Annotated in this window: 23 protein-coding genes and 1 tRNA gene; 17 read left to right on the forward strand and 7 right to left on the reverse strand. The window is 46.7% G+C overall.

Going from position 1 to position 20,620, the window contains the following annotated elements; all coding sequences use genetic code 11:
- The first annotated feature begins 78 nt into the window (after positions 1–78).
- The 9 genes from QUB30_RS25445 (at position 79) to QUB30_RS25485 (ending at position 6,529) form a co-directional block, all read left to right on the forward strand.
- Positions 79–477 carry a hypothetical protein gene (locus tag QUB30_RS25445; RefSeq protein WP_333339243.1) on the forward strand — a complete coding sequence of 133 codons (399 nt, stop codon included), beginning with the start codon at positions 79–81 and terminating at the stop codon, positions 475–477.
- Positions 470–1,114 (forward strand): hypothetical protein, encoded by a 645-nt coding sequence (locus QUB30_RS25450; RefSeq protein ID WP_333339247.1) that lies wholly within the window; start codon positions 470–472, stop codon positions 1,112–1,114. The genes QUB30_RS25445 and QUB30_RS25450 overlap by 8 nt, the downstream gene beginning before the upstream one ends.
- Positions 1,111–1,620 (forward strand): hypothetical protein, encoded by a 510-nt coding sequence (locus QUB30_RS25455; protein WP_333339250.1) that lies wholly within the window; start codon positions 1,111–1,113, stop codon positions 1,618–1,620. Before QUB30_RS25450 ends, QUB30_RS25455 begins: the two co-directional genes overlap by 4 nt.
- Entirely contained in the window at positions 1,621–1,884 is a 264-nt protein-coding gene (locus QUB30_RS25460) for a hypothetical protein (protein ID WP_333339253.1), read from the forward strand. It begins immediately after the preceding gene.
- Positions 1,875–2,162, forward strand: a complete 288-nt coding sequence (locus tag QUB30_RS25465) for a hypothetical protein (RefSeq protein ID WP_333339257.1) — start codon at positions 1,875–1,877, stop codon at positions 2,160–2,162. Before QUB30_RS25460 ends, QUB30_RS25465 begins: the two co-directional genes overlap by 10 nt.
- Complete coding sequence (locus QUB30_RS25470; RefSeq protein ID WP_333339259.1) at positions 2,153–2,725, forward strand: hypothetical protein; 573 nt, start codon at positions 2,153–2,155, stop codon at positions 2,723–2,725. The genes QUB30_RS25465 and QUB30_RS25470 overlap by 10 nt, the downstream gene beginning before the upstream one ends.
- A complete protein-coding gene (locus QUB30_RS25475; RefSeq protein ID WP_333339262.1) occupies positions 2,718–2,930 on the forward strand; it encodes a hypothetical protein in 213 nt (70 codons plus the stop codon). The genes QUB30_RS25470 and QUB30_RS25475 overlap by 8 nt, the downstream gene beginning before the upstream one ends.
- 476 nt (positions 2,931–3,406) lie before the next feature.
- A complete protein-coding gene (locus QUB30_RS25480; protein ID WP_333339263.1) occupies positions 3,407–3,685 on the forward strand; it encodes a hypothetical protein in 279 nt (92 codons plus the stop codon).
- Between the two features lie 129 nt (positions 3,686–3,814).
- Positions 3,815–6,529 (forward strand): DUF5906 domain-containing protein, encoded by a 2,715-nt coding sequence (locus tag QUB30_RS25485; protein ID WP_333339266.1) that lies wholly within the window; start codon positions 3,815–3,817, stop codon positions 6,527–6,529.
- A 38-nt stretch (positions 6,530–6,567) separates the two neighbouring features.
- Here QUB30_RS25485 and QUB30_RS25490 read toward each other — a convergent pair whose 3' ends face one another.
- The gene (locus QUB30_RS25490) at positions 6,568–6,846 is read right to left on the reverse strand and encodes a hypothetical protein (protein ID WP_333339269.1); all 279 of its coding nucleotides are present in this window, start codon (positions 6,844–6,846) and stop codon (positions 6,568–6,570) included.
- A 112-nt stretch (positions 6,847–6,958) separates the two neighbouring features.
- On the opposite strand from QUB30_RS25490, the gene QUB30_RS25495 reads away from it, so the two are divergent.
- Entirely contained in the window at positions 6,959–7,300 is a 342-nt protein-coding gene (locus QUB30_RS25495) for a hypothetical protein (RefSeq protein ID WP_333339272.1), read from the forward strand.
- A gap of 191 nt (positions 7,301–7,491) precedes the next feature.
- On the opposite strand, the gene QUB30_RS25500 is transcribed toward QUB30_RS25495, so the two are convergent.
- A tRNA-Arg gene (locus tag QUB30_RS25500) sits at positions 7,492–7,565 on the reverse strand.
- 942 nt (positions 7,566–8,507) lie between these two features.
- Between QUB30_RS25500 and QUB30_RS25505 the strand changes: the two genes are divergently transcribed.
- From QUB30_RS25505 to QUB30_RS25515, 3 genes are all read left to right on the forward strand, one after another.
- Positions 8,508–9,182: an Npun_F0813 family protein gene (locus QUB30_RS25505; protein ID WP_333339274.1), complete on the forward strand. Its 675-nt coding sequence runs from the start codon at positions 8,508–8,510 to the stop codon at positions 9,180–9,182.
- Positions 9,183–9,729: 547 nt separating this feature from the next.
- Positions 9,730–10,797, forward strand: coding sequence for a hypothetical protein (locus QUB30_RS25510; RefSeq protein WP_333339277.1), 1,068 nt, complete (start codon positions 9,730–9,732; stop codon positions 10,795–10,797).
- Between the two features lie 154 nt (positions 10,798–10,951).
- Positions 10,952–11,932: a hypothetical protein gene (locus QUB30_RS25515; RefSeq protein WP_333339280.1), complete on the forward strand. Its 981-nt coding sequence runs from the start codon at positions 10,952–10,954 to the stop codon at positions 11,930–11,932.
- Positions 11,933–11,948: 16 nt separating this feature from the next.
- On the opposite strand, the gene QUB30_RS25520 is transcribed toward QUB30_RS25515, so the two are convergent.
- Complete coding sequence (locus QUB30_RS25520) at positions 11,949–12,224, reverse strand: LapA family protein (RefSeq protein WP_333339283.1); 276 nt, start codon at positions 12,222–12,224, stop codon at positions 11,949–11,951.
- A 386-nt stretch (positions 12,225–12,610) separates the two neighbouring features.
- Here QUB30_RS25520 and QUB30_RS25525 point away from each other — a divergent pair, with 386 nt between their 5' ends.
- Both QUB30_RS25525 and QUB30_RS25530 read left to right on the forward strand, forming a co-directional pair.
- On the forward strand, positions 12,611–13,003 hold the full coding sequence (locus tag QUB30_RS25525; protein ID WP_333339286.1) for an IS630 transposase-related protein: 393 nt from the start codon (positions 12,611–12,613) through the stop codon (positions 13,001–13,003).
- A 20-nt stretch (positions 13,004–13,023) separates the two neighbouring features.
- Positions 13,024–13,557: a transposase gene (locus QUB30_RS25530; RefSeq protein WP_333339289.1), complete on the forward strand. Its 534-nt coding sequence runs from the start codon at positions 13,024–13,026 to the stop codon at positions 13,555–13,557.
- Between the two features lie 150 nt (positions 13,558–13,707).
- Here QUB30_RS25530 and QUB30_RS25535 read toward each other — a convergent pair whose 3' ends face one another.
- Positions 13,708–15,252, reverse strand: a complete 1,545-nt coding sequence (locus QUB30_RS25535; protein ID WP_445300547.1) for a phosphoglucomutase/phosphomannomutase family protein — start codon at positions 15,250–15,252, stop codon at positions 13,708–13,710.
- A gap of 739 nt (positions 15,253–15,991) precedes the next feature.
- On the opposite strand from QUB30_RS25535, the gene QUB30_RS25540 reads away from it, so the two are divergent.
- Positions 15,992–17,083: a hypothetical protein gene (locus QUB30_RS25540; RefSeq protein ID WP_333339292.1), complete on the forward strand. Its 1,092-nt coding sequence runs from the start codon at positions 15,992–15,994 to the stop codon at positions 17,081–17,083.
- A gap of 41 nt (positions 17,084–17,124) precedes the next feature.
- Here QUB30_RS25540 and QUB30_RS25545 read toward each other — a convergent pair whose 3' ends face one another.
- The 3 genes from QUB30_RS25545 to nagA form a co-directional block, all read right to left on the reverse strand.
- Complete coding sequence (locus QUB30_RS25545) at positions 17,125–17,517, reverse strand: DUF423 domain-containing protein (protein ID WP_333339295.1); 393 nt, start codon at positions 17,515–17,517, stop codon at positions 17,125–17,127.
- Positions 17,518–17,738: 221 nt separating this feature from the next.
- Entirely contained in the window at positions 17,739–18,425 is a 687-nt protein-coding gene (gene bchM, locus QUB30_RS25550) for a magnesium protoporphyrin IX methyltransferase (RefSeq protein ID WP_333339298.1), read from the reverse strand.
- Between the two features lie 152 nt (positions 18,426–18,577).
- Complete coding sequence (gene nagA / locus QUB30_RS25555; protein ID WP_333339302.1) at positions 18,578–19,807, reverse strand: N-acetylglucosamine-6-phosphate deacetylase; 1,230 nt, start codon at positions 19,805–19,807, stop codon at positions 18,578–18,580.
- A 211-nt stretch (positions 19,808–20,018) separates the two neighbouring features.
- Here nagA and purE point away from each other — a divergent pair, with 211 nt between their 5' ends.
- Complete coding sequence (gene purE / locus QUB30_RS25560) at positions 20,019–20,540, forward strand: 5-(carboxyamino)imidazole ribonucleotide mutase (RefSeq protein WP_333339305.1); 522 nt, start codon at positions 20,019–20,021, stop codon at positions 20,538–20,540.
- Positions 20,541–20,620: the final 80 nt, after the last annotated feature.

Here is a 20,620-nt window from a genome sequence, read left to right on the forward strand (position 1 = left end):
TTTGCACGGTGCTTCCAACACCAGGCAAACTACGACTTCCCCAAACCGTTTTCTAACAACGTTTGGAGCCGAATAATTATGACACTTTCAGACGATTGTCTTTGCGGACGATCGCAACACTTTACATTTCCCTGTCGCGAGTTATTGCAAAAAATCGCATCGGCCGGTTTGCTATTTTTTGTGCCACGCAGTCAATCAGCTTTTGAATTCCCCAAGAAATACCCTGCACCTAAGTTCGCTATCGGCGACCAAATCTTCAGCCCTTGGGATGACGGGGATTTGGATTTCGGTGAGGATGAGGAGTATGATATTCCTCCTGAATTTGGCGAAATAATGGGGGTTTGCTGGAATCCAAAAAATGAGGCGTGGGAGTACATTATCAATTGGACATCCGGCGATGCTGCCGATTGGATGTACCCAATGTTTGATGAAGCTTTGATTTGTGAGTCTAGCTTGAGGCTTGTCAGTCATGACTAAGCCCGCCATCAACTACCGCCGCATTGACAAACTAAGGGCGATCGCCTTTGACCGGGGCTTCACCAATGAAGACGCCAGACAGTTTGGAAAACTCAGCAAAACTGCTACATGGGAATCGCTGTTAGAGTTTTATCTTGTTGACGGTGAATCGCCTGACACAGTGTTTGATGACCTAGGTTCCGACGCTTTTTTAGATTTAGATGCAGCCGGTGCTGCCGGTGCTGTCAACACTCAGGACAATCACAGTGAATCACTTGACACAGTGCTAGAAACTGACACAGGCACAGTCCCAGACAGTCTCACGCTTCCCCACTGCTTGTACCGCGCTGAATCGCCTGACACAGTGCTAGAGGGTGAAACAGTCGCAATCCGTCGCAATCCGTCGGACTGTTTGTATACCCTGACTGAATCGCCTGACACAAGTGGATGGATAAATGATGGCTTGTCCCCGGTGTGCAGCTTTACCCCTCAAAATTCCATCAATTTTTTAGACTGGGTTGATTTTGCTCAACTCATTGCATTCTTGCTCGCATCAGTGGGGGTCTTTGTACTGGCTATGAATTTTTGGCGACAAATCAACCCACTCAATCTATTGCCCCCTGTCAAAGTCAACATTCAAATTGGGACAAAATTATGAGCTTACAACTGCGACTATTCGGCGGTAAATCTGACAACAACCAATTAGCCACCAGCAACGACGGCGGACACGCAATCGACAAGTCTAAGGTACTGGCAAGCACTGACACAAGCGTTATCACACCCTTAAATCCTGGTAACTTCTCTAGCATTCGTAGCGTTCCAGTTGTGCCAGCACCGCGCTACTTTGACCGCGAACAAGCTGACAAACTGAAAGAGTTGGCAAAGGAAAAAACCGACTGTGCAAAGCAAACGAAGCGCGCTTACAAAGCACTAGGAAAAATTGAAGCGGCCGACAAAACCGTACACAAGGAACACAGGAAATATGAGGGAGCGGTTGCTGAAAACGAACTAGGCAAAAAGCGCGCTGATGCTGGCTTAGCCAAGAAATTACACGGCTTGCGTCCCGGTTACGCTCGCCTGGGCTTGGGGATAGACAAAGCGGATTCAGATGCCCGCACTCGGATTGATGCAATCAAAGCCAAGCTGACCGGAGGGACTAACTAAATGAAAGCGATGTACTTGACAAACTACTTCGTTGCCGGGTGCGTCGCTTCCTCCCTTTTGGGGTGGATAGCGAGTTTGCATCCGATGGCAATGAAAGCGGTTTTATTTCTATTAGCGGCAATTGCAATTGCTTGGGGACTGAGTTGGTTGCTTGACTACTCTCTGAGCAAGTTACTCAAGATTTCAGTTGCCGATTTACAAGCACTTTTAATCGGCGGTTTAGCGATGCTGCTGATTGGTTTGGGGGTGTTTTTATGCAGCTAGATTTTTTGACTACAGAAGATTTTATCAATCTTCTCTCGCAATTTGTCGAAGAAATAAAAGCTGAAAACTTGAAAGAATACGCAAGGGCTAAGCGACAAAAGGAAGACGACTGTGCAATTTTTGATTGGAATTTTACAGATTTACAGTACGAATTTGAAGACAGAGTTGCCGCTGCTCTGGAAGAAGCGATTCGAGCTGAAAACCTTGATTTTGAGAAAGCTGCTAGCGAAATCAACAATCATTCAAGTAAGTTATTTGAGGGGGAATCATGCAGCTAAAACTGTTTGTGCTGAGCGCGTCTTCTATTATGTTGTGGCTAACACCGCTAGCAGTGCTAGACAAAAAGCTAGACATTCACAAAGCGCTGCAAGGTGTCAGTTTGTGCGCTGCGATTGCTTGTGCGGTGTCGGCCGGCAACATCGCCCGCGAACTGTCTGAACAAGGGGAAATTGAGGCAATCAAAACCAGGGCAATTACTGCTGATGTGGTGGATGAAATCGCCGTCAGCGCCTATGTAAGTCAGCAGCAGAGACAGCAGGAAGCTGAAGCTATTTTGGCAGCACCGACTACCGATGTGGAAGAAGCCCGGAAAACCCTGGAAGCTCTCTACAGCTCTGAGTCTGAGGAAGAAGTGGAAGTCGCAATAACTACCACTACCGATGATTCCCATGAACTAGCTGGGAAGCTGTATGCGGAAATCAAGGAAGCGCGGGAAGCTGGTAAAACTAATACCTGGATTATTGAGAACGTTCTCAAAATGAAGGGGCGAAAATTTGCAGAAGGTAAGGTGAAATTACAGGATTTAATCAACCAATTTGAGGGAGAGTCCAACGATGACTGAACGAACGCAACTGGTAAATATGCGCTTGACGGGGACGCTGCTAGAAATAGATGCTACCCTCACTACGCTTACAAACTGGGGTTGGCAGTGGGCGCAAGGTCAAAAATATAAGCCACGGGAGGAATACGGACAATACGACTACCTACTCGAAGCCGTAAGCGCCCCCAATCCTATCTCAAACACACCTGCCGAAGGGCAGCAGTAATGTGGGCCGGGAGGGGGCTGGCTTACGGCCTGCCTCCCGGCCGCGTCCAACCGGGTTATGTGATACCCGGTACACACCTAAACAGCAAAAAGCAGCAACGCTTAGCACACAACGAGCAAGAATTTACTGCACTGGTTCTGTGTGTAAACAAATTCACAAGGCCGTAGGGTTTGTGATGCAGTCAGAGCACAGTCAAAGTACGGTCAAACCGCGAGGGATTTTAGAGCAAATGACAGAGAGTTTTTCGAGCCTGTTTTCGGTATGTAGTCAAAGTCGGAAACCCGTAGGGTTTCCCATGCTGTCAGAGTATGGTCAAAGTATGGTCGGGTTGCGAGGGGGCTTAGCTCGTGGTTTTTCGGTATGTAGTCAAAATCCGAAACCCGTAGGGTTTCGTACACTGTCAGAGTACGGTCAGAGTACCTTCAAAGCTAAGATGCGTGTCCCATACTTCCAATCCGTAATTTAAAATATTTTGCATGGACACACGCCCTCTCACCCCTAGAGAAAGAATCGAAGCTCGTCGCAGAGAAAAAGAGTTTCGACGGTTAGTTATCAAGCACTACCCCTACCGAAACATTTGGAGACAGTGGGCGGTCAATGCCGATTGCTTGAGATGGGCGAAAGTTTTTTGTGTAGCAAAGCATTTAAAAAGTCTGGCTCAACTACTAAAGGCTCTGATTCTCATTCCTAAATTCTGCAATGGCTTAATCGGTGTCAGCTTGACAGATAGCCTACCCGCACTTGCTAGTAGCTAGCGAGGCGGTGCCAATTACGCTTTTAAACTTCTTCAAGTCTTGTAAAAGCCCACCAAAAAACCGCTGCTCGTAATTGGTACCTACACGCAACGGTTTTAAGGATTCACCCATAGAAAAGGCAAAATTTCCATGTCTTCCAATACTAACTCGACTAACGGGCAAAGTTCAAGCGCCCGCAATCTTATCCGTGTAACCAAAGACAATCCTTGCGCCCACTGCGGCAAGCCTGACTGGTGCTACCTCATCGGCAATCTGTCAGTCTGCAACCGCGACCAACCGCCCGCTACTGGTTGGGAAAAAACCACGAAGCATGACGATGACGGGCATTTTTACTACGCTCAGGCTTCAGAGAAAAAAGCCATTCGACCCGCTGCAATTCGCTGCTTCCCCTATCCCGCTCGCGACGGTTTTCCGCTTGTCAGGGTGCAGCGGACTGATTATGGAGACGGACGCAAGAAGAAGATTAATCAGCAGCACTGGGACAAAAACAAGAATGACTGGGTAATGAAGCTAGGGGATGTTCAGCGTGCCAGTATCCCGATTTACCGCTATGCCGAGGCTCAAAAGGCGATCGCAAACGGCGACTACATTTTTATCGTTGACGGCGAATCGTGTGCCGACGCTCTCTGGGATTTAGGCTTGGCGGCTACCACCAGCATCGGCGGCATGGGTAAGTGGCGAATCACTGACACAAGCGATTTACAGGGTGCAAAGGTTGTTATTTGTCCTGACCGCGATATCCCCGGTGTGGAGGATGCCGCTAAACTTTCCGAACACTTCCCCGGTGCTCAGTGGCTCTACTGTTATCCCGATTCTGGGGCTTGGGATAACTTGCCAAAGAGTCAGGGGTTGGATGTCAAAGATTGGATTGACAGCGAAAAAGTCACTGTTCAAGACATACTAAATTCTCTAACTTCTCACCCGCGCACGCGAGAAGAAGTAGTATGCCAGAAGTATGACAGTAGTGAAAATGACTACATCCCAGACACAGCGCCGACTGCACTACAAAACTTCGTCCAGAAGGCAGAGGCTGCACTTTACTCAGACGGTCACTGGAAAGCTATTGGAGGTCAGCTTTATCGCTATGTCGGCAGTCACTACGAATTGCGATCGGAATCCGAGGAAAAGCGCCGTATAGGTGGCTGGCTCAATACCTACGCGGAGAAGGTAAAGGGTGTTTGGGTCAACAACCGAGCCAGGTCTAGTAACGGAACCGAGGTACTGAAGTGGGTTATCGATCAGAACTGGGTTGACCCAAACAAAATAAATCCTGACGGCTTGAACTGCTCTAACGGGGTAGTGAAAATTAACCCTGACGGTTCTCACTCGTTTGTGCCACATGACCCCAACCAGGTCTATACCTATGTTGGCTGCAAGTATGACCCTGACATTGACTCGACGGATTGCGATCGCCTTTTGGAATGCTTGGAGTCGTCGCAGCGTGAGGTATTTTTGCGGACTGCTGCTGCTGCGTTGAATTTGAAGCTTGTCCGCTCCAAGCTGACGGGACGGGGCGTTAAAGGTTTGCTGTGCCACGGCGAGGGGTCTAACGGTAAAGATACATTGCGGGCTGTGTTGTCCGCTGTCTTTGGGCGGGGGATGACCGGGAAGTCGCTGTCAGACTTCAAATCCTATGACAATGGCCGCAAGTTCTCTCTGGCAGGAATTGAAGGAAGTATTTGTAATTGGGCTTCCGAGAATACTGCAAAAGTAGACCTCGACACCATCCAGAGCCTTAAGCAGTTAATTACAGGTGACATTCTTGATATTGAACGCAAGGGCAAGGATGGTTATGAGTACAAACCTGCTGCTATTTTTCTTGCCAACTGCAACAAACTACCCTCTATCACTGGAGGGACAGCCGCCATTGATGACCGCTACGGCATCCTGAGTTTCAAGAAAACTTACAAGCACAATGCTGACCCGTCTCAGGGTGAGTTGGAAGCTGACCCACGTTTCAAGGATGATGAGAACTTCATCCTTGAGCGGATTGCACCGGCGATGCTTAACAAGATGTTGGAGCGGTTGCCACTGCTGCTGAAAGAGGGGATTGACTACAAGGCGACCCGTGAGGCGATGCGGGAAGCTCAGGAGGGAAGCCGGCACTTGTGGCAGTTTGCGCGCGAGGTTGGTTTGGAGGTTCAGTCTGGGGGTCGTGTCTGGGTTAAAGATTTGTGGGAGCGATTGCAAGCTTGGTATGAGGATGCAGGGATTCTAGAGAGAGAGGCTAGCGCCACCAAAGAGAAGCTGATTTGGAATGAACTTTCCAATAAGTATGACGCTCCGGTGAAAGCTATAAACCAGTTGTCATCAAGGCTTAGCGAGATTTTTCCTAAGCTTCAAGTGTGTAAATATCTTGAGCGCGATGAAATGGAGCGAAGAGGACAAAGATATTTGCTTGGAATTGGATTTGTTCAAGTTTGCCCAAAAACTGTAAAAACATCGGTTCCATCGGTTCCAGTAGATGCAGTAAGGGATACAGCGGTTCCATCGTCGGTTCCAAAAAATACTGGAACCAACGATGGAACCGCACAAACTCTTATACAGAGCGGTGGAACCGATGGAACCGACGTTTCCTCACCTTTTAGTCAGGTTTGCAATTTACTCTCTCAACTTACCGACAGCGAGCGGCAAAAGTTGGTGGAAATGCTAACCCAGCCCAAGAGCGTACCTGCCAATAAAGGACTCCGAGTCCGTTACATCGGGACAAAGTACGCCGAACAGCTAGCGGGTCTAGAGTTGGTGGTGGATGACATTGACCAATACAGACAAATTACCTGTTTAAAGCCCGACGGACGTTTTACTACACGGCTTGACCCCAAGGACTTGGAAGCCGTTGACTAGGTTCAATCTCATCCCCCTTAACTGGGGGATTTTTGTGTCTACAGCTTGTCAAAAATCAGCTTGAGAGCAGATATCAATTTGCTGGCTGAGTTGACCTTGTACCCTGGTTCTTTAGCCTCTATTTTGTCCCTAAGTTTTGTCAAACTAATAACAAGTTCATCCTCTGTCACAGGTGAATCACCTGCATCCATCTGACGTGCCACCGCCAGTATCTGTTCAGCGAGGGCAACGGGTACTCTGATGGTTTGAGTTTTGCCCGATCGCCACTTGCTCTCGTAAGGCTTTAAAGTTTGAATATTTCCGTTGGGATTAGACATGATTCACGCGTTACAAGTGATTGAATCTCCTTTCACCCTAACAGGGACTCGTTTAACTTTCAAGCACTGTGTCAAGTGATTTAATCTACTTTTTTAGCTCGTGTGCCGTGAGATGTCTACACGCTGTCTACAAACTTGTCTACACGAAGCAACAACAGCGTCAAGTCTACAATTTGTCTACAAATCGGGTGGAACTGTAGACAAGGTTGCGAGCGATCGCCTTGACCGTGTGCTTGACCGCAACCGTAATTTAGGACTGAAGGTGCAGATGCTGGAGCAAGAAGTCAAGGAAGCGCAGCGCTCACGGGAAGCAAATAAAAACTCAGCTCCGACCGTGGCAGTTTTTCCAGAGTCAGCCGACTTACTCAACCAGTTGAAAGCGCGGCGCAAAAAATCCAGAGCGGACTTGGCAGACGTGGAGACGTTCTTGGAAATAGTGGGTTCGGAGAGTTAACCCGTGTCTACCGACAGGATGCCGGGATACCACCTGACCCGAATAGGCAGTGTTGTGCAATTGTTGTGCATTCGTCTTGCACAACAATTGCACAACAAATGCGAAACAAATGCACAACAAATAAGGTTTGAGCCGCTCTCTCCTTTGCGGTATAAAACTGCTGAAACGCTTGATAATATTGGTTTGTGTAACGGGTACGGCAGGACTTGAACCTGCGGCTCGCTGCTTAGAAGGCAGCTACTCTATCCAACTGAGTTACGCACCCAACTCAAAAATAGCTAACAACATTATTCTATCGGTGCAGTGTGCGATCTAGCAAGTAAATTATCTTAGGACTTACCCAGAAATCGGTTTGAGGTACGAAAATACGGCGTGGAGCGCGATGGCTCGGGGAAAAAAAACCAAGGCGATGAGAGAGCCTGTGCATTCAAGACAGTATCTCACAAAAGCAGGAGGGACTCACCAGAAAACAGCATAGTTGTAAATTTACAATCAAAACTAGGTAGGACGTGAACTCGGGTAAAGTATTTGGAGGTGGAGTGGAAACCCAAATATTTGGTCGATGGGATATCTTCAGAAATTAAGTCCGCGCTCAGACACGACAAGAGTCACAGGTGCTTTTTCGGAGATACCTATTGATTATGTTAATATTCGATAGTGCCAAAGCCTAAAACGCTGACCGCATAACCGAAAAACCCGAGATTGTCCCCTGATTTTAGGCATGAGTTGAGCCACAACGACTAATTAGCTGATATTGAGTTATGTTTGCTAACATTCTGCTCGACTTGATATTTGAGAAAAATGTGGTAGAACTAGGATTGAAAGACTCAGGTGAAAATCCCTGATGGTAAGAAGCCTATCTATAAGCTTCCTCTACGGCATCAAAGCAAAACAGTCAATCGCCCGCTCGGCAAGAGCGCGAAAATCAAGCGTTGCCAGTACAGCAGTCGTAAATTGTGCGCGGGGGATTTTCCTTCGTGCATTGATTTATACGCCCAGGCTGAGAGACTATCTCAGCTCAGATATTTGTTAGCATTTGTTAGCAAAAAAGTATCGAAACGCTTGAGGAGAGAACCATCTCTGGGTGATCGGGAGCAATCCTGCTAATTTAAGTGGACTCGCTGAATCAAGAATCCCCTCGCCTTTAGGCATGGGGAGTGTCAAAAGCACAGCACCTCGGCCATGACAGGAGTCAAATCGCAGTGTCATGTTTATTCTGAAACGGCAGGATGTTGAAATAACCAATTTTCAACACCCAAAACGGGATCAACAAATTCCCATTCTCAATTATCAGGGGCAGACTTTTCGCCTGATCAGCGCCTTCAACGGCAAGCAAGCAGAAGACGCCAGAGCCTTGTGGCGGGACTTAACCGACAACCGAGGCAAAGCGTGCGTTCTGCTGGAAGAGCCGGATAGATATAGCGTCTGGGGAAAAGTCCGTTTAGATCAGCTTGCCGGTGAAGAACCGGCAGGTAATGAAGCAGCCAAAGCACCGCTGTTCGCGCAGGGTTGTCTGCTGCTTCTCCAAGCAGTTTACTTCGATGTAGAGGATCTCTTAGGCGCAAGGCAAGCCACATCGTTTCAGAAAGATATCGCCAAGGTATTTCAGCAGGGAAACTTCCCCCAGGCAGACTCCCCTGATGCGATCAAAAATTGGCTGACCGTTAGTCCCTTGCAAAATCATAAGGTGCCTCCTTGGCAAGAGCAGCATCTCAAGACCTTATTGCAAGAACTCCACCGTTTGGGCAAATCATATTTTGGCAATACGGACTTCGCTGAGGGAGTGAACGATGTGCTGCAAGATATGTCAGCACCGGATCGGACTCAGTTTCTAGATTGGCTGAAACAATCAGCCCTCAACAAGTTGTGGATCGCAGCATAGAAAATCTTTGACAATTGCTCAGACAATTGGGGTGAGATAATTGAGCTTAGATAATTGCACTGTAGGGTTACGCGATATACAGGTTGGGTTGCCAACTTGTATTGACCAACCAAATAGTTGATTCGGTTTGGATGCCATCTATGGTCGGGCAATTTAACTGAATTTCGATCGCACTCCCCAACCACAATCATTGATATGAGTCGGGGAGTGCGAAAGCAAAAAAACAGATACAGCAACATTTGAGGGTATAATTTCAGAGATAGATTTGGTACTGTAAAAGCCTAAATGGTGAAACATATACCGTATTTCTATCATTGTATTTCCGGGCAAAAGATCGACTAACGACTAATTCCTTGAATTAGTAAATAGATATTTGTCTTGCTTAGTCTTTCTAGAGTGTACGAGGGCAAGAGTCCCGACAACACGCTGAGGACGCCAGTTTTTCCGGGAGCGTCAGACAAAGGTTTTTTGGCGAAAGAATCCTCATCTACAATCAAAAATTGAGATGGGGTGCGTTCAACCGCTAGTTAGGTCTCGTGGAATCCCTATGAGTAGCACTTCAGAAAAGTCATCTACATCTCCATCTTTACTGTCAGCTCAGACCCTAGTGATTGCGGGCATTGTCTGGGCTGTAATGGCGCTGCTGTTCTTTTTGCTGTTCAGCGTCCCCCTCTCAGCAGAAGAGGGTTTACCGCTTTGGTACTCGATCGGCACTTATGTTTTTGAATGCGGAGCATTCTTCGGAGCAGCTTTAGTCTGTTTTAGAAACTGGCAAAGCCCGCACATGGTCAGCGGGCGCAACGTCTGGCTGGGCATTGGTCTGGGGATGCTGTTCTATTTCATAGCCAACCTGCTGTTCGGGATTTGGGAACTCTATTTCGGGTTAGACCCGGACGTGTCTCCTGCCGATGCGTTTTATCTGGGCAGCTATGTGGTACTGATCTGGGGCATGGTTCTAGCCGTGACTTCCAAGCGCCTGAATCTAGAAATTGGGCAGTGGGGTTTGTTAGCGGGAATTGCAGCCTTCGGGATTGTTGTAGCTATCTGGGTTGCTGCACCTGATTCTTGGAGAACCCAGCTAGGAATGGCTCCGGCAGCCACTCAAGAAGTAGTGACAGAATCTGAACCAGCAACCTCTGCCAAAGGAAGAGCGCCTGCTTTGGAAAATTCGTCCAAGTCACAGGCACAAGGAGCAGCAGCGACTTATGATGGCTCCGCACCCGAAGAAGAAGGAGAATCAGAATCAGAAATCAAAGCTCCGGCATGGGTGATGGCACTGGACAAGCAACTCTCGCCTCACAAAAATGCAATCAATTTGTTTTACATCGTCGGGGACGTTTTTCTGCTGATTATTGCTACTGCATTGCTGCTGGCGTTTTGGGGAGGACGTTTTTCCCAATCTTGGAGGATGATTGCGGCTGCAACTTTTTCGCTTTACATCGCAGATATGTACTTTAAATGGCGCGATACTCAGGCTGAGGGTAGTTATCAAAGCGGCAGTTTGCTGGAAATCTTTTTTGTTTTCAGCGGCATCCTGTTTGGGATTGGAGCTATCTTGGAACATGACATCTCAACCCGTTCTCGCCAGAGCAGGCGCACTCGTCGCGCCGCGTAGCGATTTGAGATTCGGGTTGCTTCGGCAAGCGATGGGGACGCGAAAGCTTTTTTACTCTTGTCGGCATCTCTCAACTCTAAATCGAAACAGAAAAATCACAGTTCGCTGACCGCTAGCCTGCGTCTTTTCACGTCTTTTTGCTGGAAAACTTGGCATGACGCCTACAAAACTCTCCGATTCAGACAAACGCGAACTCCTCAGGCTGTACCGACAGTCGGACGAAAATACTATCACTCTGGCAAAGCGCTACGGAGTGAGCAGTTCGACTGTGAGGCGCATCCTTCAGGGCGCTTTGTCGGAGCCGGAATACGAATTTCTAGTCCACCAAAAACAAAAGCGTTTGTCCGATCGCAGCAGTGTTTCTGAACCGACAGATACTACTGCTGAGTCGTCGGAAGCCGATCGCGCAACCGATCCTGTAGCTGTCCCCCTGTCTGAGTCAGTCCCAGTCTCCCAGTCAGCCTCAAATTCGAGGCCGACGATCCGAAAGCGTTCTGGCTCGCCCCCTGAACCAGTTGCAGAACTCGAAATTCCAGGAACTGTAGAGTCGGATTTGGATGTTTCTGATTTGCCACCAGCCCAAGCAGCCAATCTTGCCGATCGCAGCCACCGCGCTGTTGTGACTGGTGAACTAAAGGCAATGCTGCCAGCCGAAGGGCTGCTGGCAGGTGAAGATTTTAGCGATTTCGATGAGGATGAGGATGACGATGAAGACGATTTAGATGACGACTTCGACGAAGATTTAGAGGATGAAGACTCTCTATTTGAAGTCGGTATGCTGGGATCGATATCGTCGGGCGAGTCGATCGAGCTTCGGGGTACAGGACTGATTCAAGTTTTGCCTTTAAGCGAAGCCTCTGTGCCCAAAATTTGTTATTTGGTGGTCGATCGGGCAGCGGAGTTAATCACCAGACCTCTAAAAGCTTTTGGCGAACTGGGTCAAATTCCGCCTGCGGAAATTCGCGAGAAAACCCTGGCAGTGTTTGACAATCACCGAGTGGCCCGCCGATTTGCTACTCGCAATCAAAGAGTTTTCAAGATTCCTGACGGCAGGCTGCTGCAAAAAGCCGCGCCTTACTTGCTAGCCAAGGGAATTACTCGGCTGCTGATTGACGGCCAAGTGTATTCCATCTAAGGATTCAGCAATTAACTTAATATTCTGCGGTGTTAGAGTCTTCTGAATTTGTCTGAAATTTAGGACGCGAGTGTGGCGAATCCGAAAGGTTCCACAGAGGTTGCAGCAGCGCACCGCCTATCAGTCCTGCACTAATGCTCATGGCCAATACTACTCCTACGGGTATTTGTATCGATTTAAAGAAGATAAAGTTTAAGGATACTGGGGCGGCGTTCTGCACTGAGATAATCCCGATCGCGCTTGCTAAAATTGCTACTAAAAAACTAATGGCTAGCAGAGGAATTGTTTTCATAAACGGGTTGACAGGCTAATAATTTAACTTATATAGCAATCCTTGCAGGACTCGTAAATTTTTTACCCCACCCCAACCCTCCCCGAAGCTGCGGGGAGGGAGTAAGAAATTCAGAAATGATTTAGGGTTGCTATATACTTATTTTACAATCGAAATCTGTGTAAAAATTTTATTTTTGGAAAAATACCATTATTTAATAATCTACAATAAGATTAGGGAAAAAGTCTAGTTGATGCGGAAAAATATTCTTAATTTTTAAATTAATTAAAAATTAAAAATAAATAAATTTACCACTCCCAAACTTTAACAAATCCACGTGTATTGCAAATATACAGCATATTCCAGGTGAGTGTGGTACACTAATTTTAGTAGATTTGTGCAAAAAAATGAAACCTTATTCGATCGAGTTTCGTGAAAAAATAGTTAAAGCTTATGAACAATGTGATACATCCATTCGCAAAGTAGCTGCCAGATTTGATGTGAGTAAAGCTTTTGTCCAAAAAATCTTAAAACAAAAACAAGCGACGGGTCATGTTCAACCCAAAAAACCAGGTGGAAGCGTTAAAAGTGTGTTACACTCGCACACAACTCAATTGACGGAAATGGTAGAAAAATATCCTGATAGCACCTTGTCAGAATATTGTGAATATTGGCTATCGACGCACAAGGAGTCTGTCAGCCCTAGTATGATGTGTCGTGAACTCAAAAAGCAAAATTTGACGCGAAAAAAAAAACAATCCGCAGTAGTCAGGCGGCCACAGAAAGAGTGCAAATTTTGAGATGTGAGTATTGGGAAAAAGTGAAAAATATCAACCCGGACAACCTCGTTTTTTTGGATGAAATGGGCGTTTTATTGGGGTTGACACGAACCCATGCACGTTCAATATCTGGCAGTAGAATCTACGATTTAAAACCCTTTTATCGGGGTGCAAAAGTCACAGTTGTCGGAGCAATTAGCTTGACGAAAGTAGTAGGATTAATGACGCTAAATGGGTCAATGGATGGCAAGGCCTTTGAAGTATTTATTGAACATTTTTTAGTGCCTAACTTATGGGAGGGTGCAGTTGTTGTCATGGATAATCTCCCAGCCCATAAGTTAGCAGTAATTGAACCATTGATTCAAGCGGCTGGTGGGAGTGTCCTGAATTTATCACCTTATTCTCCTGACTTTAACCCAATCGAATTATGGTGGTCACAACTGAAAGCTTTTTTACGTCACTTCTCGCCAACCACTACTAAGATGGTTGACGTTTTACTGGCAACTGCGCTTGATTTGGTTAATATTAAACACTTCAAAAATTATTTTAAAAGCTGCTGCTACTGTACTTCATAAACCTGGAATACGCTGTATAACTAGCCGAGCATTATCGATGATTAATGTTCAGAGGATCTGCAAGAGTTATCAAAAAGATGTGAGGTGCTCCGCGCGCACCTCACAATCTCAAGCGGTAGAGAAAAGCCCCGCGTTGGAATAGGTAGAAATTTAAACAGGTTCTAACTGGGAAATTACCTTTTCCATGTGTTGGGCAACTTGGCTTTCTTTTTCCACAGAATTGGTTTCCATGTAAACGCGCATCAAGGGTTCGGTTCCCGAAGGCCGCAGCAGTACCCAGCCACCGTCTTCAAGATAAAGTTTAATCCCGTCTTTGCGGCCGATTTCCTTAACGCCGATACCTGCTACTTCTGTGGGGGGATTCTTGGTAAAAGATTCCAAAACGGCTGCTTTGTGGGCTTCTTCTAGGTGCAAGTCCAAGCGTTTGTTGTAAAGGGGGCCGTCGGCTTCTTTAATGGCTTCTTCGACTAACTGAGAAAGCGGTTTGCCTTCATAGGCGATCGCCTCAGCAACTAGCATATCAGCCAAAATCCCGTCTTTTTCGGGAATGTGACCCAAAACGCTCAAACCGCCAGACTCTTCGCCACCGATGAGCACCGCAGTTTCCCGCATTTTTTCGCCGATGTATTTAAAACCGACTGCGGTTTCGTAGATTGTTAAACCGTACTTGGCGGCTAAATTATCCAGTAAATGAGTAGTTGCGACTGTACGGACGATCGCCCCAGTCAAGCCTTTATTCTTCACCAAGTGACGCGCCAGCAGCAACAGCACGGTATTTGGAGTCAAGACATTTCCCAACTCGTCAACAATACCAAAACGATCGCTGTCGCCATCCGTAGCCAAACCCAAATCCGCCGAATCCTTCTTAACAGCTTCCACCAACTCAACTAACTGTTCCCCCTTGGGTTCGGGCATTCCGCCGCCAAACAGCACGTCGCGGTAGGTGTGAAAACTTTCTACATCGCAGCCGCAGTGTTCCAAAACGCCGTCGAGATAGCCGCGAGAAGTCGAATAAAGGGCGTCGTACTTTACCTTCAACTTAGCAGAGCGAATCCGCTCCACATCTATCAAAGTATAAAGAAACTTCAGATATTCGGGTTTCGGGTCAAAAGTGGAAATTTTATCGTTGTGACTGCCTTTGGCTGGGGCATCAGAAGCACCAGCAATATTTGCCACAATTGTATCGGTAATTTCCGGGGTTGCCGGGCCGGCGTAGTCGGGGATATATTTGATGCCGCAGTAAGGTGCGGGATTGTGGGAAGCCGTGAACATCAGAGCTCCTGCGGAGTTTAAATGCTTGGCGCTGTAGGCGATGACTGGTGTCGGGCAATCTCGATCGACCACTTTCACCGTCCATCCCAAATCTGCCAATACTTCCGCCGAGGTGCGGGCGAACTCGTCTGCCAGAAAGCGGGTATCGTAGGAGACTAGAACTGGGCGGTCTTTTGTGTAAGCGGTTTCTAGGTAACTGGCGATCGCCCGGGTGACTTTTCGCACGTTGGCAAAAGTAAAGTCATGGGCAATCAGTCCCCGCCACCCATCGGTTCCGAACTTGATTTCTGTTGAATTGCTGCTGGCGCTCATTTTATCCACTTCCTCTCGTCCTACTAATCCTACCCGAAGGCATAGCCTTAAAGAGCTAGTGGCCGTGCTGTTTTTGAGGAGCGATCGCCCGTGGAGCCCAATCAACCCCATCTTATCGCTATGGGGGCAAGCTCTCTCTGCAGGAGGAGGACTCGAACTAGGCGGAGTTGATAAAATCGAAAAGCTATCTGCCAAGTTTATCTAGATTCCGGTTTTGAAGGGTAGTTTAGCGAGCCAATAAACGCTTATCAATTGCTGTCATCCGAAAAGCTAAAAATAGCTAAAAAACAGCTAAAAAACCGCGCTGGCAATGGATTAATGAAACGCACATAAATTTTATTCTAATTTTAATTATTTATTTATAAAAGCAGATAGTTTAATGTGTTATTGTTTCCTCACAACCGCAAGTATCAAAATACATTTCTCATTTAGCTAGGAAAATAAATTAATCCAAATCTCCGCTCGGTGGTGCTTTAGCGTAGGTTATTTGAGAAAGTAGGGCGATGGGCAAAAGCGATTTAAAACAAAGATAAAATATTTCAAAGAGCAGTTTTTTGAACACAATTGACTTTAAGCGGGAAAATAGAAAACAAATTAAATTTATTTTGTGCGGGTTTGACAGAAAAAAAAATCGGGTGGCAATTCACAGGGTGATGGTGTCCTAAAGCACAATAAATAACGTTATTAACGTATATCTTATAAAAAATGTAGGCAGTATAGCCAAATGACCTATAGTTTTAAGCACAATGGCCGATGACTGTCAGGGTAGAAATGCAGAAAATTGTAGTTAACAACGTTAAAAATTAAGGGAATGGATCGGGTGCGACTTGATAAAAAAACGAGGTCGATAATGACGAGTATTTCACAAATATCTTCAAAGTCTCTACCAGCAGACGAACTTCAGCATGGGGAAAGTCTGGCGTCGCAAGGTATTAGCGGATCGGACATTCACCAACTCCCAGAGGCTAAAGGCGTCAGCGTTTCTTCCTTAGCAGTTAGCTGGGCAAAAAAATATTACAGTACAGTGGCGGCACGAGAAAACCAAGCCCCGCGACAAATTCCCCCAAGCCCAGAGTCAACCAACTTTGAGGGAAATCGAGCCAAAATAGTTGACCAATTGAAAGATAACCTGAAATTAGCCAGCGAGATAGCTTGGAGTAGAGTAGAAGCTGTTTTAGGGGAACAAATAGAGCGACACGCGATCGATCCGATCTTAATTAATCCTTTAGAAATTGCCGCCGACACTCGCACGTTATATCTAAAAGCAATCGACGCTTATGCGGATAGAGAACCTGTTTTCCGCTTGTCAGTGCTGGTGGGAAAAGATATTATCCAAATGAGGCGGAAATACTCAGAGACTGATCCGTTAGTGCTGGGATTTGTGGCGGTGGAGTTTCAATACACTAGCAAAATCTTGTTAGGATGTCTTTCGGAGTTAGAGCGATCGGAATTTGCACCCTACTTAAAAGTTGTAGAAGACTACCTGCACATTCCCTACGGAGAGATTAACGAAGCTGCGGCGAATCAGCCCCCGAATTCAAGAGCTCTATTAGCAGTTCAGCATTTGTTGCAGCATACGACTCAGATTGCTAGTGCAGTGTACGATCGGGCTAGTTCCCAGCATCAAGGATACCGCAGCAGCAGCGGTTATTTGAGCGATCGGGAGGTAAAAATTTCTGGTATCCGGGATGTCGAGATTTTTCAAAGCTATTTGTGCTGGTGCGTTTTGGAAGGTAGCATTCGCCCGGTACAGCAAGAATTATTTCCAATTTGCGTGATGTTGTACCCCAAACTTCATGTAAGTTGGGAGTTAGTGCAGGATATGCTGCTGATTTTGTTTTGGGAAATCTCCGATCGGCTTTCTAGTGAAGATTTAATGATATTTTTACCTTACTTGCGTACTGTGACAGAGATGTTTTCCAGCGATGTGTTTGACAATTAAGTAATTGGTAATTGGTAATTGCCTCAAAATTTACGAGTTGCCTATTTAAAGTTAAAAGCAGCGACTGCCAAACATCCCCAACCGATAAGAAAAGCAACTCCCCCCAGGGGCGTAATTGCACCCAGCCATTTGATGTCAGTCAAACTCAGCGCGTACAAACTCCCTGAAAAGATGATTGTGCCGGCAATAAAAGCCCATCCAGCGACTGCAAAAAAGGTTTGAGACTCTTGGGCGGTACTCGATAGTAAAGCGACGAGTAATAGAGCCAGGGCATGGTACATTTGATATCGAGCGCCGGTCTCAAAAATTGCTAAAGCCCGATCGCTCAATTGATTTTTCAAAGCGTGGGAGGCGAAAGCACCGCCTGCAACCGATAAACCTCCGAATAAGGCTGCGGCTGCTATAAAAATTCGCATTAAAATTAGCGTTGACATAATATTTATTGAATTGGGAAGAAGAAAGAAGGAATAAGGAAAAGGAAAAACATCTAATTGTCGAGCTCGAAGGTGCGCGGTGCGTACCGTATTTGTCATTGCCGGCGAGAGCGAAACAATCGCAGAGTATGGAGGTTCACTGGCGTAACTACGGGAAGGGAAGGTGCGCGGTGCGCACCCTAGGCTGATGATAAATTAGCTTTTTTGCAGATATTTTTAACCTATTTTCGCACAGCTTCTAGCAAGCGAGAATAGTAAAAGCTAGTGCTAGTCATCGCCGTTCTGTTAATCACAAAACCGTTGCTTTCTAAGATTTTGATAATATCAGCTTCGCGGTGCTGATAAGCGCGGGTAGTTTTGCTCGGACCGGGGAAAAGTTCGCCAAATTTTTTGAGGGCGGTGAGTGCTAAAGTTTTGGGGGCAAAACTGATAATTAGTCGCGATTGGGCGATCGAACTTAGGTGAGCGATCATTTCCGCAGCCTTATTTTGAGGATAGTGGATCAGCACGTCCAAACATATTACTGTGTGGAATTTGCCTGTTAAAGCTTCCAAATCTTGGGCGGCGAAAGAGATGTTGTAGAGCTTGCCGGGAACTGCAGTCGCTCGATCGTAGGCTTCTGCTACCATCTTTTCAGAGATATCGCTAGCGCAAACAATTGCCCCAGCGTCAGCCAGAGGAATGCTCAGAGATCCCACACCGCAGCCGGCATCGCAGACGGAAAGCCCGGGCAAATTCCCGTCAGCTTGCAGCCATTCGATGACTGTATCCACCGTTTTCTGGTGCCCGGTGCGGATGTCTAGCTGAACTTTATTGACTTTCCCGTCACCGTAAATTCGCTGCCAGCGATCGAATCCCGTCGAGTTAAAATACTGTCTAACTATAGTCTTGTCGTCTACCAAATTCATCGATCTGCCTGCTGCTGAGTTATTGCCAACGGTTAGATATTATATAGCAATCCGGTTTGGAAAACCCGCAACTTGCAACAACCGATTTTTGCTTGGCGATTTGAGATTTTAAATTAAAACCGCCAATCTCAAATCTCAAATGCTATAACGCCTTAAAAGAGTCGGTGCCAAGTCAATTCCTTTGTCGGCGCATTTAAATTCCAGCGCAACAATTGAGTTGCCGATTGGCCAATAATTCCCGAAATTCCGATCGCACTTCTGGGAGAGTCCGTTGCCAGGGCGATCGCACTTTCGGGATCGCAAATCCCCCACTTCACCAAATTCTGGACTCCCGCCAACAGCGGCAGAGTTGTACCCGCCAAAGTAGCAGATTCCAGGGGCGAGTGGTAATCTAATCTTACCCAAGCCGTACCTTTTCTAACTTCAATTTGTCTGGAATCCCAAGGATAAACACCGTCAGGCAAACCCAAAGGAGACAAAGCATCGCTCACTAAAAAAACGCCTTTTCCATACCTACCAGCCCGCAGCAAAAAATCAATCATTGTCGGAGAAACGTGCTTTCCGTCAGCAATTAAACCGCATTTTACGCCCGGATAAACGATCGCCGCTCCCAACAAACCCGGTTCTCGGTGGTGCAAACTCGGCATCGCATTAAAAGCGTGAGTTACCATTGAAGCTCCCCGGGCAAATGCTTGCTGCGCTTGCTCTGCCGTCGCTTGGGAGTGTCCGAGACTGACGGCAATTCCCAAACTTTGCAAATAGGGAATTACTTCGCCAGTGCTGTCTAACTCGGGCGCTAAAGTAATTATTTTGACAATATCGGCACAATCTCCTAAAACTTGCTTGACATTTTCTATAGTTAGCGGTAATAAAAACTCAACTGGGTGAGCTCCTCGCTTCTGGGGGTTGAGAAAAGGGCCTTCGAGGTGAACGCCGATAATTTCCGCTGTTTTGGCTTTATTGGTTGCGGGAGCAGCAGTTTTTGCAGTGCGCATATAATCAGCTATCGTCGAGAGCGATCGCCGGAATTTATCGAGCGAAGTTGTTACCAAAGTCGGCAAATAAGCATCGACTCCTTGATACCATAAAAATTGAGAAATTTTCGGTAAAAATTCAATATGCTTGTTTTCTAAATCTGGAAAAGCAAAACCGAGAGCGCCGTTAATCTGCAAGTCAACACCCCCCAGAGAAAGCCAATCGCCTGCTGCATCAAGCACTTGCAAATTGGGAGGAGAAATTCGTTTAAATACGGCGTCCATCGGGAAAACTTCTTGAATGATGCCAGTTTGGTCAACAGCAATCATCTGCAAATCCTTGTAACCGGGGAGGCGAACATTGAGAATATCTGTGGGGGCGGCAGTTGGGGTTGTGGGTTCAGTCATCCGATTTTAGATTTTAGATTTTAGATTTTAGATTTGCTCCGATGGATAAATCTGGGGGCTGGTTATGAGGATGCGGAACTTTTTGCTTTCTGTATGCCGGCTGGTGAGCAAATTGCTTTCGAGCCTCAGTTCTGCTAGAAAATATCTAAATTTTAGTTAACGCCATAATTTAAAATTACCATTAATCTGAAATCTCTCATCTGAATATTTTATGAATCAACCGACAGTTGGAATTATCATGGGTAGCGATTCGGATTTGCCCACCATGTCAGAAGCGATCGCTGTTTGCGAAGAATTCAATATACCTTGCTCCGTGGCGATCGTTTCTGCCCACCGCACCCCCTCGCGCATGGTGGAATACGCCCAAACCGCGCACCAACGGGGCTTGAAAGTTATTATCGCAGGTGCCGGGGGAGCTGCGCACCTCCCAGGCATGGTAGCATCTTTAACGCCATTGCCAGTAATTGGTGTGCCGGTACCTAGCCGCCACCTGCAAGGGGTAGATTCGCTGTACTCGATCGTGCAAATGCCAGCCGGGATACCCGTAGCAACAGTGGCGATCGGCAATGCTAAAAATGCTGGGTTGCTGGCAGTTCAGATACTAGCAGCTCATCAGCCAGAATTGCTAGAGCGAGTCCTGCAGTACCGCAAAACATTGTCCGAATCAGTAATGAAAAAACAAAATCAACTAGAAGAGCTAGGCTATCAAAACTATCTCAATCTGAACAAATAATCTCTAAACTTTTGTAGTAAAATTGGAAAGTTTTCCGTATATTGCTGAGCTTACTAGCCGTAAAGAGGGTAAAAGTGATT

Origin of the sequence: Microcoleus sp. BROC3, from assembly GCF_036702515.1 — a bacterium.
Classification (GTDB): domain Bacteria; phylum Cyanobacteriota; class Cyanobacteriia; order Cyanobacteriales; family Microcoleaceae; genus Microcoleus.

Excerpts from the sequence above, each read along its gene's own strand:
- QUB30_RS25445 (WP_333339243.1), top strand. The coding sequence starts at position 79 with ATGACACTTTCAGACGATTGTCTTTGCGGACGATCGCAACACTTTACA.
- QUB30_RS25450 (WP_333339247.1), top strand. The coding sequence starts at position 470 with ATGACTAAGCCCGCCATCAACTACCGCCGCATTGACAAACTAAGGGCG.
- QUB30_RS25455 (WP_333339250.1), top strand. The coding sequence starts at position 1,111 with ATGAGCTTACAACTGCGACTATTCGGCGGTAAATCTGACAACAACCAA.
- QUB30_RS25460 (WP_333339253.1), top strand. The coding sequence starts at position 1,621 with ATGAAAGCGATGTACTTGACAAACTACTTCGTTGCCGGGTGCGTCGCT.
- QUB30_RS25465 (WP_333339257.1), top strand. The coding sequence starts at position 1,875 with ATGCAGCTAGATTTTTTGACTACAGAAGATTTTATCAATCTTCTCTCG.
- QUB30_RS25470 (WP_333339259.1), top strand. The coding sequence starts at position 2,153 with ATGCAGCTAAAACTGTTTGTGCTGAGCGCGTCTTCTATTATGTTGTGG.
- QUB30_RS25475 (WP_333339262.1), top strand. The coding sequence starts at position 2,718 with ATGACTGAACGAACGCAACTGGTAAATATGCGCTTGACGGGGACGCTG.
- QUB30_RS25480 (WP_333339263.1), top strand. The coding sequence starts at position 3,407 with ATGGACACACGCCCTCTCACCCCTAGAGAAAGAATCGAAGCTCGTCGC.
- QUB30_RS25485 (WP_333339266.1), top strand. The coding sequence starts at position 3,815 with ATGTCTTCCAATACTAACTCGACTAACGGGCAAAGTTCAAGCGCCCGC.
- QUB30_RS25490 (WP_333339269.1), bottom strand. The coding sequence starts at position 6,846 with ATGTCTAATCCCAACGGAAATATTCAAACTTTAAAGCCTTACGAGAGC.
- QUB30_RS25495 (WP_333339272.1), top strand. The coding sequence starts at position 6,959 with ATGTCTACACGCTGTCTACAAACTTGTCTACACGAAGCAACAACAGCG.
- QUB30_RS25505 (WP_333339274.1), top strand. The coding sequence starts at position 8,508 with ATGTTTATTCTGAAACGGCAGGATGTTGAAATAACCAATTTTCAACAC.
- QUB30_RS25510 (WP_333339277.1), top strand. The coding sequence starts at position 9,730 with ATGAGTAGCACTTCAGAAAAGTCATCTACATCTCCATCTTTACTGTCA.
- QUB30_RS25515 (WP_333339280.1), top strand. The coding sequence starts at position 10,952 with ATGACGCCTACAAAACTCTCCGATTCAGACAAACGCGAACTCCTCAGG.
- QUB30_RS25520 (WP_333339283.1), bottom strand. The coding sequence starts at position 12,224 with ATGAAAACAATTCCTCTGCTAGCCATTAGTTTTTTAGTAGCAATTTTA.
- QUB30_RS25525 (WP_333339286.1), top strand. The coding sequence starts at position 12,611 with ATGAAACCTTATTCGATCGAGTTTCGTGAAAAAATAGTTAAAGCTTAT.
- QUB30_RS25535 (WP_445300547.1), bottom strand. The coding sequence starts at position 15,252 with ATGGGGTTGATTGGGCTCCACGGGCGATCGCTCCTCAAAAACAGCACG.
- QUB30_RS25540 (WP_333339292.1), top strand. The coding sequence starts at position 15,992 with ATGACGAGTATTTCACAAATATCTTCAAAGTCTCTACCAGCAGACGAA.
- QUB30_RS25545 (WP_333339295.1), bottom strand. The coding sequence starts at position 17,517 with ATGTCAACGCTAATTTTAATGCGAATTTTTATAGCAGCCGCAGCCTTA.
- bchM (WP_333339298.1), bottom strand. The coding sequence starts at position 18,425 with ATGAATTTGGTAGACGACAAGACTATAGTTAGACAGTATTTTAACTCG.
- nagA (WP_333339302.1), bottom strand. The coding sequence starts at position 19,807 with ATGACTGAACCCACAACCCCAACTGCCGCCCCCACAGATATTCTCAAT.
- purE (WP_333339305.1), top strand. The coding sequence starts at position 20,019 with ATGAATCAACCGACAGTTGGAATTATCATGGGTAGCGATTCGGATTTG.